This window comes from Achromobacter insuavis (assembly GCF_902859645.1).
Taxonomy (GTDB): Bacteria; Pseudomonadota; Gammaproteobacteria; order Burkholderiales; family Burkholderiaceae_B; genus Achromobacter; species Achromobacter insuavis.
The window spans coordinates 1-13,190 of record NZ_CADIJR010000117.1; the positions used below are offsets into that span (position 1 = coordinate 1).

The window sequence follows — 13,190 nt, forward strand, 5'->3', positions numbered from 1 at the left end:
CGGCAGCGGCACGCTGGGCGGCGCCTTGGGCGGCGCTTCCGGGGGCAACCCGGGCGGCGACGGCGGCAACACCCCGATCCCGCCGATCCCGGTGCCGCGCGTCGACGCCGACATCCCCGCCCGCGCCAGCGCCGTCAACGGCACCGGGCCGCTGGCCGCGCGGCCGCTCTAGCGATCCTCCTTCGGGCCCGTCCAGCACGGGCCGATCCGCCCGGGAAAGACCGGCTTGCCGGCGCGCGCGCGGATCAACTATGATCCGGAATAATTCGCATTCCGGATCATGGAATGCGCCGCGCCAACGCCACGCCAGTCCATCATGTCCGCGACCGGGACCTCCCCCCAGCCCATCGAAGTGCTTTACGGTGACCACCACGGCTGGCTGCGTGGCTGGTTGCGCAAGCGGCTGGGCAACGCCTTCGACGCCGCCGATCTGGCGCACGACACCTACGTCCGCATCCTGGCCTCCGGCGCCACGCCGCAGCCGGACCAGTCCCGCCGCCACCTGACCCAGATCGCCAACGGCCTGCTGATCGACCTGTACCGCCGCCGCGGCATCGAGGCCGCCTACCTCGAGGCCATCGCCGCGCTGCCGGTGGCGCTGGCGCCGTCCGAGGAAGTCCGCGCCCTGGCGGTCGAGGCCCTGATCGAAGTCGACACCATCCTGCACAAGCTGCCGCCCAAGGTCCGCATGGCGCTGCTGCTGTGCAAGCTCGACGGCCTGAGCTACCGCGAGATCGCCGAACGGCTGCACGTGTCCGTCTCCTCGGTCGAGAAGTACGTCGCGGCGGCGCTGCTGGCGTGCTACCAGGCCCTCTACGATGGCGCGCACTGACGCGGCCGCCGGCCAGGGGCCGGCGATCGATCCCGCGGTCGTGCGCCGCGCCTCGGCCTGGATGGCGCGGCTGTGGTCGGGCGAGGCCAGCGCGGCCGACCGCGCGGCCTGTGACGCCTGGCTGGCCGCCCATCCCGACCACCTGCGCGCCTGGCGCCGCCTGCAGGTCATGGACGCCAAGCTGGCCGGGGTCTCCGAGCCGGCCTCCCGCACGGTGCTGCTCGACGCCCGTCCGCAGGCCTATGCCGCGCGCCGCAAAGCGCTGCGGACACTGGGCATCGCGGCGGCCGCCACCGCCGGGGCCACCCTGCTCTGGCGCGAAAGCGGGCGCTGGGGCGTGCTGACCGCCGACCACCGCAGCGCCGTCGGCGAGATCCGCGACATCACCCTGGCCGATGGCTCCCGCGTCGTGCTCGACAGCGGCTCGGCCATCGACGTGCGCTTCGACCGCCACGAGCGCCGCATCCTGCTGCTGGCCGGGGAAATCCTGGTGTCGACCGCTGTCGATGCCCAGGACAGGCCGTTGCGCGTGCAGAGCCGGCAAGGCATGGTGCAGGCGCTGGGCACCCGCTTCACCCTGCGCGACGCCGGCCCGCAGGCGCACCTGGCGGTCTACCAGGGCGCGGTCGACGTTTATCCCGGCGCGGCCACCCAGGCGGTCCTGCGGGTGCATGAGGGCGAGCGCACGCGCTTCGACCCGCAGCGCGCCGAACCGCCCGCCGCGGCGCGCGAGGCCGACGCCGCCTGGACGCGCGGCGTGCTGCTGGCCGAGGACATGCGGCTGGCGGACTTCACCGCGCGGCTGGCCCGCTACCGCAGCGGCTTCCTGCGCTGCGACCCGGCCGTCGCAGACCTCCGCGTCACCGGGGTCTTCCCCCTGCGCGACACCGACCGCGCCCTGCACAACCTGACGCTGGGCGTGCCGGTCGACATTCACACGTTCAGCCGCTATTGGGTCACCGTCGGCCCCAGGGCATCACGCTAGGGCGCATCGACCGCCAGAAGCGCCCCGCGCAAGCCCTGGCCCCTGTTGCAATTTTTGTTGGCGCGGCATTGAGGAAATCGCCCGCTCGTCCGGAAGACATAGCAGTCGCAACACTTTCTTCCGTACTTTCTGGGATCGACCCGATGGCGAGCCGCCACCTTTCCTCTCCGTTCCGCATCACCGCGCCCCTCTCCGCGCGGCCCACCGCCCCCCGCCTGCTCCCGCGCCGCACCGCGCTCTGCCTGGCGCTGGGCGGCGCCCTGCTGGCCACCTCGCCGGCGCCAGCCCAGGTAGCGCCTGCGCCCGCCGGGGCGCAGACACCGGTGCGCACCTACCAGATCCCATCCGGTCCGCTCGACCAGACCCTGACCCGCTACGCCAGCGAAGCGGGGATCGAGCTGTCGGCCGACGGCGCCCTGACCCGCGGCAAGACCAGTCCCGGCCTGAACGGCGCCTATTCCGTGCAGGACGGCTTCGCCACCCTGCTGCAGGGCCAGGGCCTGCGCGTCGTGCGCGGCGCCAACGGCGCCTATACGCTGCGCCCGGCGCCCACCGCCGACAGCCCCGCCACGCTGCCGGCAGTGACCGTCACCGGCCGCCCCGAAACGGCCTGGAGCCCGGTGGACGGCTATGTGGCCAGCCGCAGCGCCACCGGCACCAAGACCGACAGCAGCATTCTCGAAACGCCGCAGTCCATCTCGGTCGTAACGGCGGACTTCATCCGCGAAACCGGCGCCTCGCGCCTGAAGGAAAGCCTGGCCTACACCCCGGGCATCAACACCCTACCATGGGGCGCCGACACGCGCTTTGACTGGACCATCATCCGCGGCTTCGATGCGCAGACGCCGGGCTATTACCTGGACGGCCTGCAACTGCGCAACAACAACAGCTGGGCGGTCTGGCAGACCGAGGTCTACGGCGCCGAGCGCATCGAACTGCTGCGCGGCCCGACCTCGGTGCTGTACGGGCAAAACGGCGCGGGCGGCATGATCAACGTCGTCAGCAAGCGCCCCACCGAAGAACCGCTGCACGAGCTGGAAGCGCAGGTCGGCGACCATTCGCGGCGCCAGGTGGCCGGCGATTTCTCGGGCCCGCTGGATGACAACGGCAAGGTGCTCTACCGCATCACGGGCCTGGCGCGCGACGCCGAGCTGCCCGCCAGCGGCCTGCCCAACGACCGTTTCTTCATCGCGCCGGCGCTGACCCTCAAGCCGTCGAGCGACACCACCCTGACCCTGCTGTCGCACTATCTGCGGGTGCGCGACGGCAGTTCCTACGGCAGCTTTCCCGAGATCGGCACGCAGCTGCCCAATCCGAACGGGAAATTCTCGCGCAATACCTATGTGGGCGAACCGGGCTTCGACCGCTTCAACCAGGAACAGTGGATGGTCGGCTATCTGCTGGAACACCGCCTGAACGACACCTGGACCGTGCGCCAGAACACGCGCTACGGCTACACCAGCGTCGACTACCGTCAGGTCTACGTGCGCGGCGGCTTCGCCACGGTCAACCCCGCCAACCCGGACGACCCCGCCAACTTCCGCCTGCTGGAACGGTTCCCGTTCGGCAGCCAGGAAAACGCGCGGCTCTTCACTATCGACAACCAGGCGCAGGCCAAGGTCGCCCTGGGCGACTGGACCCACACCTTCCTGTTCGGACTGGACTACCAGCGTTCGCGCAATTACCAGCGCACCTACAACGACGGCGTGGTCGCGCCCATCGACGGCTATTCGCCGTCGTACGGCAGCCCGGTCGAGACTGCCGCGCCCTGGTTCGACGCCACCACCCGGCTGGCCCAGACCGGCTTCTACCTGCAGGACCAGATCAAATGGGGCAACTGGGTGGCCACGCTCGGCGGCCGCTACGACAAGGCCAGCGCGGACGTGGACAGCAACATCGACGGCTCCCGCACCAAGATCTCCGAGCACCATTTCAGCAAGCGCGCCGGCCTGGTCTACCTGCATCCGAGCGGCATCGCGCCGTACTTCAGCTACGCTGAATCGTTCTCGCCCACCGCCACCATCGACTCGGTGACCAACAACCCGATGCGGCCGGAAACCGGACGCCAGTACGAACTCGGCATCCGCTACGAGCCGCCCGGCGGGCGCAGCCGCTACAGCGCGGCGGTGTTCGACCTGCGGCGCCACAACTACATCACCTATACGCCCGAGTTCCTGCCCAAGCAGACCGGCGAAGTGCAGGTGCGCGGCCTGGAGCTGGAAGCCGCATTCCGGCCGCTGCCGCAGATGAACGTGGTGGCCGCCTACACGTACACGCCCAAGGCCGAGGTCACGGCCAGCAGCACGCCCAGCGAAGTCGGCAAGCAGATGCAGGCGGTGTCGCGCAACCAGATCGCGCTGTGGACCGACTACCGCTTCGCATCCGGCATCAAGATCGGCCTGGGCGCGCGCTACACCGGACCGAACTGGGGCTACCAGGAGTCGGCCGCCCAGAAGCTGCCGGGCTACACGCTGTTCGACGCGATGATCGGCTACCAGGTACAGGGCTGGAACCTGGCGCTGAACGTGCGCAACCTCGGCAACAAGACCTATCTCAGCAATTGCAGCGCGGGCGCCTGCCGCTATGGCGATCAGCGCACGGTGCTGGCGACCGCGACCTACCGCTGGTAGGCGCGGCCGGATCGAGCGCGCGCGGCCCGCGTCAGCGGACCGCTTCCGTATCCGGCTCGGTCACCACCGCGCGCGGCCAGGCCTGCAGCGTTTCCAGGTCGAGGAAGGTGAAGTAGCCGTCCTTCCAGCCCTCGGTATCGATGTGATAGACGTTGCCCAGCGCCAGCGGCGCGGCCACGGGCGTGTGGCCCGCCACCACGGCGCGCACGCCGCGCACGCCGGTGCGGTCCAGTTGCCGCAGCCGCTCGCGCGACCACTGGCAGGCCGCGCTGGTGCGCTTGTAGCGGTCCTGCAGCGCCGATTCCAGGCGCGGCCAGAACAGCACCGGGCAGTCCGCGTGCAGCAGCCCCACCGGGCCCGCCGAGGTTTCCACCTCGATCGCGATGGGCAGTTGCCCGAAGGCCTCGGCGTAGACCTGCTGGCGGTCGGCCGGCAGGTCCAGGAACCAGCCGCCGCCGTAGCCGCGCCAGTTCACCACGTCCACCTGCCCGGTGCGCACGTGACGCACCGCATAGTCCTCGTGGTTGCCCTGCACCGCGAAGAACCAGGGCTGCGCCAGCCAATCCAGCGCGGCCTCGCTCTCCGGCCCGCGGTCGACCAGGTCGCCGACGGAAAACAGCCGGTCGCGGCTGGCGTCGAACCCCATCCGCCCCAGGCTGTCCTGCAGGCGGGTAAAACAGCCGTGCACGTCGCCCACCGCGAAATCGCGGCCCTGCTCGTTGCGCGGCACTTTCAGAAAACGTTGCTGCATGATGATCCAGCCCGCCCAATCGGGCCCATGTTTCTTTTTAACCCGCTTTTATCAGTCCCCGATTACACCGGGCTTTCACGCGCGATCTCATGAACGGCGTTACGAGAATAGCTATTATTCGTGATAATGTTCCGTCTTTCCCAAAATCCAACCTGAAGGGGGCCGCGCGAGCCGCCCCGCCGTCGCCATGACCGCCGCCTCCACCATCAAAACCTGGTACCTGGTCCACAAGTGGACCAGTCTGGTCTGTACGATCTTCCTGCTCATCATCTGCCTGACCGGGCTGCCCCTGGTGTTCCACCACGAGATCGAACACTGGCTCGACGACGCCAAGCCGCTGTCCGACGTGCCCGCCTCGACGCCGCCGGCCAACCTCGACAAGCTGGTCACGCAGGCCCGCTCGATGTACCCCGGCGAAGTCGTCGACTACCTGTTCTTCGACCCCGACGAACCCCAGGTCTACGTCGGCATGGCCAAGAAGCCCGGCGACGGCCAGGTCTCCGGCCACGCCGTGCGCATGGACGGCCGCACCGGCGACGTGCTGCTCGACGGCCCGCTCTACACCCAGGACCGCTTCTCGTTCATGGGCATCATGCTGTCGCTGCACGTCGACCTGTTCGCCAGCCTGCCGGGCGAACTGTTCCTGGGCTTCATGGGGCTGCTGTTCTGCATCGCCATCGTCTCGGGCGTGGTGCTCTACGGCCCCTTCATGAAGAAGCTGGAATTCGGCACCGTGCGCGCCGGCCGCTCGACCCGCCTGAAGTGGCTCGACCTGCACAACCTGCTCGGCATCGTGACCCTGGTGTGGGCCTTCGTGGTCGGCTTCACCGGCGTCATCAACGAGCTGTCCACGCCGCTGTTCCGGCTGTGGCAATCGACCGAGCTGGTGCGCATCCTCGAACCCTACAAGGGCCAGGGCGTGCCGGCCGAACTGTCCTCGGCCCAGGCCGCGGCGGACACCGCCCGCAAGGCCCTGCCGGGCAACGAAGTGTCGTTCATCGCCTTCCCCGGCAACGCCTTCGGCAGCCCGCACCACTACATCGCCTGGATGCGCGGCGCCACGCCGCTGACCTCCAAGATGAACACGCCGGTCCTGATCGACGGCCGCAACGGCGAACTGACCACCGTCGCCAAGATGCCGTGGTATCTGACCGCGCTGGAGCTGTCGCGTCCGCTGCACTTCGGCGACTACGGCGGCCTGCCGCTGAAGATCATCTGGGCCGTGCTCGACCTGATCACCATCGTGGTGCTGGTCAGCGGCCTCTACCTGTGGCTGGCGCGCCGCCGCGCCACCGAGGCCCGCATCGCCGAGCTGGTGCGCAAGCACCAGGCCGCCGCCACCCCGCAACGGAACCCCGCATGAACAAGAAATCCTCCCGCGGCTTCCTGTTCGTATGGGGCGTGCCGATCCTGCTGGGCGTGCTCAGCGTCTTCGGCCTGCTGGCCGCGCTGCTGGGCACCGGCGGCTGGCACTGGGCCTCCTGGACCGCGCTGACCATCCTGCTGGTGGTCATCGTGCGCTACTGGTTCTTCCCGCCCGCGCAACCCGACGCGTAGCGAGCCGGCGGCCCGCGGCCGCCGCGCGCCTCACTTGCCGAACTTCTCCGGATCGGGCCCCAGGCGGGCCCCTTCCTTGATGGCGTCGATCGCCGCCATCTCCGCGCTCGACAATTCGAAATCGAACACGTCGATGTTCTCGCGGATGCGCGCCGGCGTCACCGACTTCGGGATCACGATCAGGCCGTGCTGCAAGTGCCAGCGCAGCGTCACTTGCGCCGGCGACTTGCCGTGCTTGCGCGCCAGGTCCACGATCGTCTTTTCCTTGGTGACCCCGCCCTGCGCCAGCGGGCTCCACGACTCGGTGGCGATGCCGTGCTTGTCATGGAAGGCGCGCAGCTCGCGTTGCGCGAAGCCCGGATGCAGTTCGATCTGGTTGACCGCCGGCGTCACGCCGGTGGCGTCGATCAGGCGCTCGAGGTTGGCCCGCGTGAAGTTGGACACGCCGATCGAACGCGCGCGGCCATCCTCCTTCATCTCGATCATCGCGCGCCAGGCGTCGACGAACTTCTCGCTGCCCGCCACCGGCCAGTGGATCAGGTACAGGTCCACATAGGCCAGGCCGAGCTTTTCCAGGCTCTCGTTCATGGCCTCGTGGGCCGAATCGAAGCCATGCCTGTCGTTCCACAGTTTGGTCGTGACAAACAGATCCTTGCGCGCCACGCCCGCCGCGCGCAGGCCGGCGCCGACGCCGGATTCGTTGCCATAGATCGCGGCAGTGTCCACCGAACGGTAGCCCGCCGCCAGCGCCTCCTTGACGCTGGCGGCGGCCTGCTCGTCCGGCACCTGCCAGACGCCCAGGCCCAATTGCGGAATCTTGCTGCCGTCGTTCAGTTTCACTGTGGGTACCTTCGCCATATGACCCTCCGAAGCTTGCAACGCAACACTTGCACGGCGAAAACGCGCCAGGTCGCGCGACCAGGAATGCTGCCGGGCGTACGCCTGGTCGACAGTGGATGACGGGCCCGCCCTGCTGCGCCCGCATGCGAAAACCGGATGGAAAACCCCCGGGAGCGGCCTGCGCGTGGCCCATCCGTCCCAGGGGTTTTCAGTTAAATAATAGCGCCGGTGCCGGATAATCGCCTCCATACCCGGCCCGCGCCCCGCGCGGGCCCACGCCATTTGCCCTTGCCGCCCCTATGACAACCCCTGACTCCGGCACGCCCGGCCGTGGCGGTTTCGCCACGCTGCGCACCCTGTTTCCCTACCTCTGGCCGCCCGGCCAGACCGGCCTGAAGGCCCGCGTCGTCGCCGCGCTGCTGTGCCTGTTCGCCGCCAAGGCGGCCACCGTCTACACGCCGCTGCTGTACAAGCACGCCATCGACGCCCTGGGCCAGGGCGCGCCGGGCAGCGTGACCGTGCCGCTGGGCCTGATCCTGGCCTATGGCAGCGCGCGCGTTCTGTCCCTGTTGTTTTCCGAATTGCGCGACGCCCTCTTCGCCCGCGTCGGCCAGCACGCCATCCGCTCGGTCGGCCTGCGCATCTTCCGCCACCTGCACGGCCTGGCGCTGCGCTTTCACCTGACGCGCCAGACCGGCGGCCTGACCCGCGCCATCGAGCGCGGCACCAAGGGCATCCAGACGCTGCTGTCGTTCCTGCTGTTCAACATCCTGCCGACCTTCTTCGAGATCGGCCTGGTCTGTATCGTGCTGTGGAAGATGTTCGACGCCTGGCTGGCGCTGGCCACGGGCGCCACGGTGGTCCTGTACATGGCCTACACGCTGGCCGTCACCGAATGGCGCGCCAAGTTCCGCCGGCAGATGAACGAAACCGACTCCGAGGCCAACACCAAGGCCATCGAGAGCCTGCTGAACTACGAAACCGTCAAGTATTTCGGCAACGAGGAACACGAAGCGCGCCGCTACGACGCCTCGCTCACCCGCTACGAACGCGCCGCCGTGCGCAGCCAGGTCAGCCTGTCGATCCTCAACGTCGGCCAGGCCGTCATCATCTCCGCCGGCCTCACGCTGGTGATGTGGATGGCCGCCAACGGCATCGCCGAGGGCCGCTACACCCTGGGCGACTTCGTGCTGGTCAACACCTACCTGCTGCAGCTGTACTCGCCGCTCAGCTTCTTCGGCTTCATCTACCGCGAGATCAAGCAGGCCATGATCGACATGGAACGCATGTTCGAGCTGCTCGGCCAGGACCGCGAAGTGGCCGACCGGCCCGGCGCGCAGCCGCTGCGCGTGGCCGGCGGCGAAGTCGAGTTCCGCGACGTGCGCTTCGGCTACGACGAGCGCCGGCCCATTCTCAAGGGCGTGAGCTTCACCCTGCCGGCCGGCAAGACCGTGGCCGTGGTGGGCACCTCGGGCGCGGGCAAGTCCACCATCGCGCGGCTGCTATTCCGCTTCTACGACGCCGACGCCGGCGCCATCCTGGTCGACGGCCAGGACATCCGCGACGTCACCCAGGCCAGCCTGCGCGCCGCCATCGGCGTGGTGCCGCAGGACACCGTGCTGTTCAACGACACCATCCGCTACAACATCGGCTATGGCCGGCCCGGCGCCTCCGACGCCGAGATCGAGCACGCGGCCCGGCTGGCGCACATTCACGACCTCATCATGGCCATGCCCGACGGCTACCAGACCATGGTGGGCGAGCGCGGCCTCAAGCTGTCCGGCGGCGAAAAGCAGCGCGTGGCCATCGCCCGCACGCTGCTCAAGGACCCGGCCATCTTCCTGTTCGACGAAGCCACCAGCGCGCTCGACACCCGCACCGAACGCGACATCCAGACCAACCTGCGCGAGGTCAGCCGCGGCCGCAGCACGCTCATCATCGCCCACCGCCTGTCCACCGTGGCCGACGCCGACGAGATCATCGTGCTGGAGGATGGCCGCATCGCCGAACGCGGCCGCCATACGTACTTGCTGGCCGCGGGCGGCCTGTATGCCGCGATGTGGGCGCGGCAGCAGGAAAACACCGCCGCGCCGGCCGATTGACAAGCCCCGCCCCCTGACCCAAGATCGCACCCTTTGATTCCAAGGCCTTCCATGCAGGATTCCCGTATCGCTCCCGAAGTCCGCGTCTGCGCCGCCACCGACCTGGTCAATGGCGGGCTGGGCGTCAAACTGCCGGTCTCCGACAGCGCGGGGCAGACCACGGCGTTCTTCGTGCGTTACCAGGACCGGGTCCATGGCTATCTGAATCGCTGCGCCCACGTGGGCGTCGAACTCGATTGGGAAGGCAGCTTCTTCACGCGCGCCGGCGACCTGATCATGTGCGCCCGCCACGGCGCCACCTATCAGCCCGATACCGGCCTGTGCGTGGGCGGCCCCTGTAAGAACGGCCGCCTCACGGTGCTGACGGTGCAGGAGCGCGACGGCGCCGTCTACTGGCAACCCAGCGGCAAGATCCAGCCGCTCGCCAGCGGCGGCTGACCCGTCAGGCGGGGGCCGCCGCGGCGTCAGGCGCGGGCCGGCGCGGCCGTCTGCGCCGGCTCGGCGCGATCGGCATAGCGGCGCGCCAGCACCGCGCAGACCATCAGCTGCATCTGGTGGAAGATCATCAGCGGCAGCACGACGATACCCATCTGCGAGGTGCCGAACAGCACCGTGGCCAGCGGAATGCCGGACGCCAGCGACTTCTTCGAGCCGCAGAACACCAACGTGATCTCGTTTTCCTTGGACAGCCCCAGCTTGCGGCTGCCCCAGGTCGTGATCAGCAGCACCGCCCCCAACAGCAGCGCATTGACCAGCACCATGGTGGCCAGGTCGATCGCCGGGAACGCGTGCCAGATGCCCTGCGCCACCGCTTCGCTGAACGCGGTGTAGACCGCCAGCAGGATCGAACTGCGGTCCACCTTCGACAGGACGCGGCTGTTGCGCTGCGCCCAGGCGCCGATCCACGGCCGCAGCAGGCTGCCCACCGCGAACGGCAACAGCAATTGCAGCAGGATGCGGCCGGCGTCGGCCAGGCCATGGCCGCCGCCCTGGCGATGCAGCAGCACGGCCACCAGCAGCGGCGTCAGCACCGTGCCCAGCAGGTTGGAAGCCGTCGCCGCGCAGATGGCGCCCGGCACGTTGCCGCGCGCCATCGAGGTGAAGGCGATGGACGACTGCACCGTCGACGACAGCGTGCACACGAAGATCACGCCCAGCCACAGCGCCGGCGTCAGCAACCCGGGAAACAGCGCCCGCAGCGCCAGCCCCAGCGCCGGGAACAGGATGAAGGTGCAGCCCAGGATCAGCGCGTGCAGCCGCACGTCCTTGACGCCGGCCACGATCGCGTCGGTGGACAGGCGCGCGCCATGCAGGAAGAACAGCAGCGAAATGGCCAGGTTGCTGGCCACCATCATGAACGACGCGCCCTTGCCCACGGCGGGAAAGAAGCTGGCGAACGCCACGGTGGCGATCAGGATGAGGGTGAACTGGTCGGGCAGGAAGCGGCGCATGGCGGGAAGTTTCCGGGAAGGTCGCGGAAACTATAGGCGCGGCGCTTGCTATCGTGAAGACCACTGGTTACTTTAACTGTTATCGGAATTCCCTATAGGCAGGCCGCCATGCTCAATCCGCTCTGGCTCAAGACCTTTGCCGCGGCCGCCGCCTCGCCCAGCTTCAGCGAGGCCGCGCGCCGCCTGGGCCTGACCCAGCCCACCGTCAGCGAGCACATCCGCCAGCTGGAGCTGGCGCTGAACCGCCGCCTGTTCCTGCGCGACACCCACTCGCTGGCCCTGACCAGCGACGGCCGCAGCCTGCTGGTGCACGCCGAGATCATCCTCGACGCGCACGAACGCGCCGAGCGGCTGTTCGACACCCCGCGGCTGCGCGGCCGCGTGCGGCTCGGCACCTCCGACGACCTGGCGATGGGGCCCTTGCCCGACGTGCTGGCCGCGTTCCGCCAGGCGCATCCCGAAGTGGAGCTGGACATCACCATCGGCGTCACCAGCGATCTCTACCGCCTGCTCGACGACAACGGCCTGGACGTGATGATCGGCAAGCGCCGCCGCGGCGACCGTCGCGGCCAGACCCTGCACAAGGAAGCCCTGCTGTGGCGCGCCAAGGAAGGCCTGCGCCTGGCGCCCGACGCGCCGCTGCCGCTGATCCTGCTGCGCGAGCCCAGCGTCACCCGCACCCTGGCGCTGGACGCGCTGGCGCGCGCCGGCCGCAGCTGGCAGATCGTCTGCACCAGCACCGGCTACGCCGGCTGCCAGGCGGCGGCCCGCGCCGGCCTGGGCATCACCGTGCAGCCCTCGCACCTGTCCACCGCCGGACTGGCGGCGCCGGCCGGCGCGCTGGCCCTGCCGGCGCTGCCGCAGGTGGAGTTCATCGTCATCTCGGCGCCCGCGCCCAACAAGCCCACCCGGGCGCTGACCGAGATCCTGATGCGCAGCTCGCTGACCTGAATCCTGGCCCGTCGGCCTGGCCGCCTGACGCGCCAGCGCGCGCGGTGCGAATGGCCGCCGCTCAAGCCCCCGGCCGCGTATGCCGCACGCTGCCTTCCAGCGGCTGCGGCTGCTTGAGCAGGTTGAGGATCGGGCACCACTGCTCCACCGCCTCGTGCACCGCCCGCACCGCCTGCGGATCGGCCGGCGACACGATGTGCGCCGTATAGCGGATGTTGTGCGGGAAGAACGGCACCTTCTCGTAGCCCGGCTTGCCGCCGCGCGGATCCAGGTCGCCTTCGATCTCGACCTCCAGCGATTCCAGCGGCAATTCCAGCTCGGCCGCCTTGATCAGGAAGATATGCGTCAGGCAACTGCCCAGCGACCCCAGCAGCAGTTCCGGCGAACTCGGCCCCAGGTCGTAGCCGGCGAAATCCGCCGGGCTGTCGCTCACCACCTGATGGTCGCGGATGCGGATGCGGCGCACGCCGCTGCGCCCTTCGGCGCTGATATGCGCGCGCAGCTTCACCGGCGTCACCGTGCCCGGATCACGCGCATTGCGCGCCAGCACCGCCTCGCGCTTCTGGCCCAGGTATTCATTCAAGGTACTCATCTTGCCTGCCTCGCGTTAGTGAAAGGGAAAGGAAAAAAGGTGCCCGGCCGCCACGCCGGGCGATGGCGCATCACTGCCTGCGCCGCGTATCCGGAATCTCGATGGGCGCGCGATCCATCGCCAGCAGCAGCGCGCCCAGCCCCTGGGCCGAAGCGTTCTCCATGCGGCCGCCCGGACCGCAGACGTTGTCGGCGCTGGTCCAGGCCGGCGCCGCGCCCGGCAGCCGTCGCGCCCGCAGCCAGCCGCGCCGGTCCACCATGAACTGCGCGCCCGCCAGGTCGGCCGGCGCCACGCCCGCGGCCAGCGCATAGGCCTCCCATGCCGCCGCGTCCGCCGCCACGCAATCGGCCTCCGCCGCCGGCGCGCCGCCGCGCGTCAACGCCACGGTCAGCAGGCGCGGATCCTGCGGTTCCGGCGGCGCGCCAGGGGCGAAGGCCGCCACCCGCACCGGCAGGCCGCGCAGGCCCGACAGCGTGGCGGCGCGGCCGTCGCGGCAGGT

At 69.5% G+C, this 13,190-nt stretch carries 12 protein-coding genes and 1 pseudogene; 8 read left to right on the forward strand and 5 right to left on the reverse strand.

The window, feature by feature from the left end:
• Window positions 1-316: 316 nt before the first annotated feature.
• From H0523_RS29980 to H0523_RS29990, 3 genes are all read left to right on the forward strand, one after another.
• Window positions 317-832: a sigma-70 family RNA polymerase sigma factor gene (locus H0523_RS29980; RefSeq protein ID WP_054432316.1), complete on the forward strand. Its 516-nt coding sequence runs from the start codon at window positions 317-319 to the stop codon at window positions 830-832.
• Window positions 819-1,817: a FecR domain-containing protein gene (locus H0523_RS29985; protein WP_054432317.1), complete on the forward strand. Its 999-nt coding sequence runs from the start codon at window positions 819-821 to the stop codon at window positions 1,815-1,817. The genes H0523_RS29980 and H0523_RS29985 overlap by 14 nt, the downstream gene beginning before the upstream one ends.
• Window positions 1,818-1,960: 143 nt before the next feature.
• Window positions 1,961-4,447 (forward strand): TonB-dependent siderophore receptor, encoded by a 2,487-nt coding sequence (locus tag H0523_RS29990; protein WP_156350168.1) that lies wholly within the window; start codon window positions 1,961-1,963, stop codon window positions 4,445-4,447.
• Between the two features lie 31 nt (window positions 4,448-4,478).
• Here the strand turns inward: H0523_RS29990 and H0523_RS29995 are convergent, their stop codons facing one another.
• Window positions 4,479-5,198: a metallophosphoesterase gene (locus H0523_RS29995; RefSeq protein ID WP_054432318.1), complete on the reverse strand. Its 720-nt coding sequence runs from the start codon at window positions 5,196-5,198 to the stop codon at window positions 4,479-4,481.
• Between the two features lie 187 nt (window positions 5,199-5,385).
• On the opposite strand from H0523_RS29995, the gene H0523_RS30000 reads away from it, so the two are divergent.
• A complete protein-coding gene (locus H0523_RS30000) occupies window positions 5,386-6,561 on the forward strand; it encodes a PepSY-associated TM helix domain-containing protein (protein ID WP_054432319.1) in 1,176 nt (391 codons plus the stop codon).
• A complete protein-coding gene (locus H0523_RS30005; RefSeq protein ID WP_054432320.1) occupies window positions 6,558-6,755 on the forward strand; it encodes a hypothetical protein in 198 nt (65 codons plus the stop codon). The genes H0523_RS30000 and H0523_RS30005 overlap by 4 nt, the downstream gene beginning before the upstream one ends.
• A 30-nt stretch (window positions 6,756-6,785) precedes the next feature.
• Here the strand turns inward: H0523_RS30005 and H0523_RS30010 are convergent, their stop codons facing one another.
• Window positions 6,786-7,613: an aldo/keto reductase gene (locus tag H0523_RS30010; RefSeq protein ID WP_054460928.1), complete on the reverse strand. Its 828-nt coding sequence runs from the start codon at window positions 7,611-7,613 to the stop codon at window positions 6,786-6,788.
• A gap of 281 nt (window positions 7,614-7,894) precedes the next feature.
• On the opposite strand from H0523_RS30010, the gene H0523_RS30015 reads away from it, so the two are divergent.
• The gene (locus H0523_RS30015; protein WP_054432322.1) at window positions 7,895-9,697 is read left to right on the forward strand and encodes an ABCB family ABC transporter ATP-binding protein/permease; all 1,803 of its coding nucleotides are present in this window, start codon (window positions 7,895-7,897) and stop codon (window positions 9,695-9,697) included.
• Window positions 9,698-9,748: 51 nt separating this feature from the next.
• Window positions 9,749-10,135: a Rieske (2Fe-2S) protein gene (locus H0523_RS30020; protein ID WP_054432323.1), complete on the forward strand. Its 387-nt coding sequence runs from the start codon at window positions 9,749-9,751 to the stop codon at window positions 10,133-10,135.
• Between the two features lie 26 nt (window positions 10,136-10,161).
• Here the strand turns inward: H0523_RS30020 and H0523_RS30025 are convergent, their stop codons facing one another.
• Entirely contained in the window at window positions 10,162-11,148 is a 987-nt protein-coding gene (locus H0523_RS30025; protein ID WP_054432324.1) for a bile acid:sodium symporter family protein, read from the reverse strand.
• Window positions 11,149-11,256: 108 nt separating this feature from the next.
• Here H0523_RS30025 and H0523_RS30030 point away from each other — a divergent pair, with 108 nt between their 5' ends.
• Complete coding sequence (locus tag H0523_RS30030; protein ID WP_054432325.1) at window positions 11,257-12,099, forward strand: LysR family transcriptional regulator; 843 nt, start codon at window positions 11,257-11,259, stop codon at window positions 12,097-12,099.
• 61 nt (window positions 12,100-12,160) lie between these two features.
• On the opposite strand, the gene H0523_RS30035 is transcribed toward H0523_RS30030, so the two are convergent.
• Both H0523_RS30035 and H0523_RS30040 read right to left on the reverse strand, forming a co-directional pair.
• On the reverse strand, window positions 12,161-12,691 hold the full coding sequence (locus tag H0523_RS30035) for an OsmC family protein (protein WP_054432326.1): 531 nt from the start codon (window positions 12,689-12,691) through the stop codon (window positions 12,161-12,163).
• Between the two features lie 70 nt (window positions 12,692-12,761).
• A pseudogene (locus H0523_RS30040) lies at window positions 12,762-13,190 on the reverse strand (c-type cytochrome); the annotation flags it as partial.

Bases quoted from the DNA above. Each gene is read 5' to 3' on its own strand.
- H0523_RS29985 (WP_054432317.1), top strand. From the start codon at position 819: ATGGCGCGCACTGACGCGGCCGCCGGCCAGGGGCCGGCGATCGATCCC.
- H0523_RS30005 (WP_054432320.1), top strand. From the start codon at position 6,558: ATGAACAAGAAATCCTCCCGCGGCTTCCTGTTCGTATGGGGCGTGCCG.
- H0523_RS30025 (WP_054432324.1), bottom strand. From the start codon at position 11,148: ATGCGCCGCTTCCTGCCCGACCAGTTCACCCTCATCCTGATCGCCACC.
- H0523_RS29980 (WP_054432316.1), top strand. From the start codon at position 317: ATGTCCGCGACCGGGACCTCCCCCCAGCCCATCGAAGTGCTTTACGGT.
- H0523_RS29995 (WP_054432318.1), bottom strand. From the start codon at position 5,198: ATGCAGCAACGTTTTCTGAAAGTGCCGCGCAACGAGCAGGGCCGCGAT.
- H0523_RS30030 (WP_054432325.1), top strand. From the start codon at position 11,257: ATGCTCAATCCGCTCTGGCTCAAGACCTTTGCCGCGGCCGCCGCCTCG.
- H0523_RS30015 (WP_054432322.1), top strand. From the start codon at position 7,895: ATGACAACCCCTGACTCCGGCACGCCCGGCCGTGGCGGTTTCGCCACG.
- H0523_RS29990 (WP_156350168.1), top strand. From the start codon at position 1,961: ATGGCGAGCCGCCACCTTTCCTCTCCGTTCCGCATCACCGCGCCCCTC.
- H0523_RS30035 (WP_054432326.1), bottom strand. From the start codon at position 12,691: ATGAGTACCTTGAATGAATACCTGGGCCAGAAGCGCGAGGCGGTGCTG.
- H0523_RS30010 (WP_054460928.1), bottom strand. From the start codon at position 7,613: ATGGCGAAGGTACCCACAGTGAAACTGAACGACGGCAGCAAGATTCCG.
- H0523_RS30020 (WP_054432323.1), top strand. From the start codon at position 9,749: ATGCAGGATTCCCGTATCGCTCCCGAAGTCCGCGTCTGCGCCGCCACC.
- H0523_RS30000 (WP_054432319.1), top strand. From the start codon at position 5,386: ATGACCGCCGCCTCCACCATCAAAACCTGGTACCTGGTCCACAAGTGG.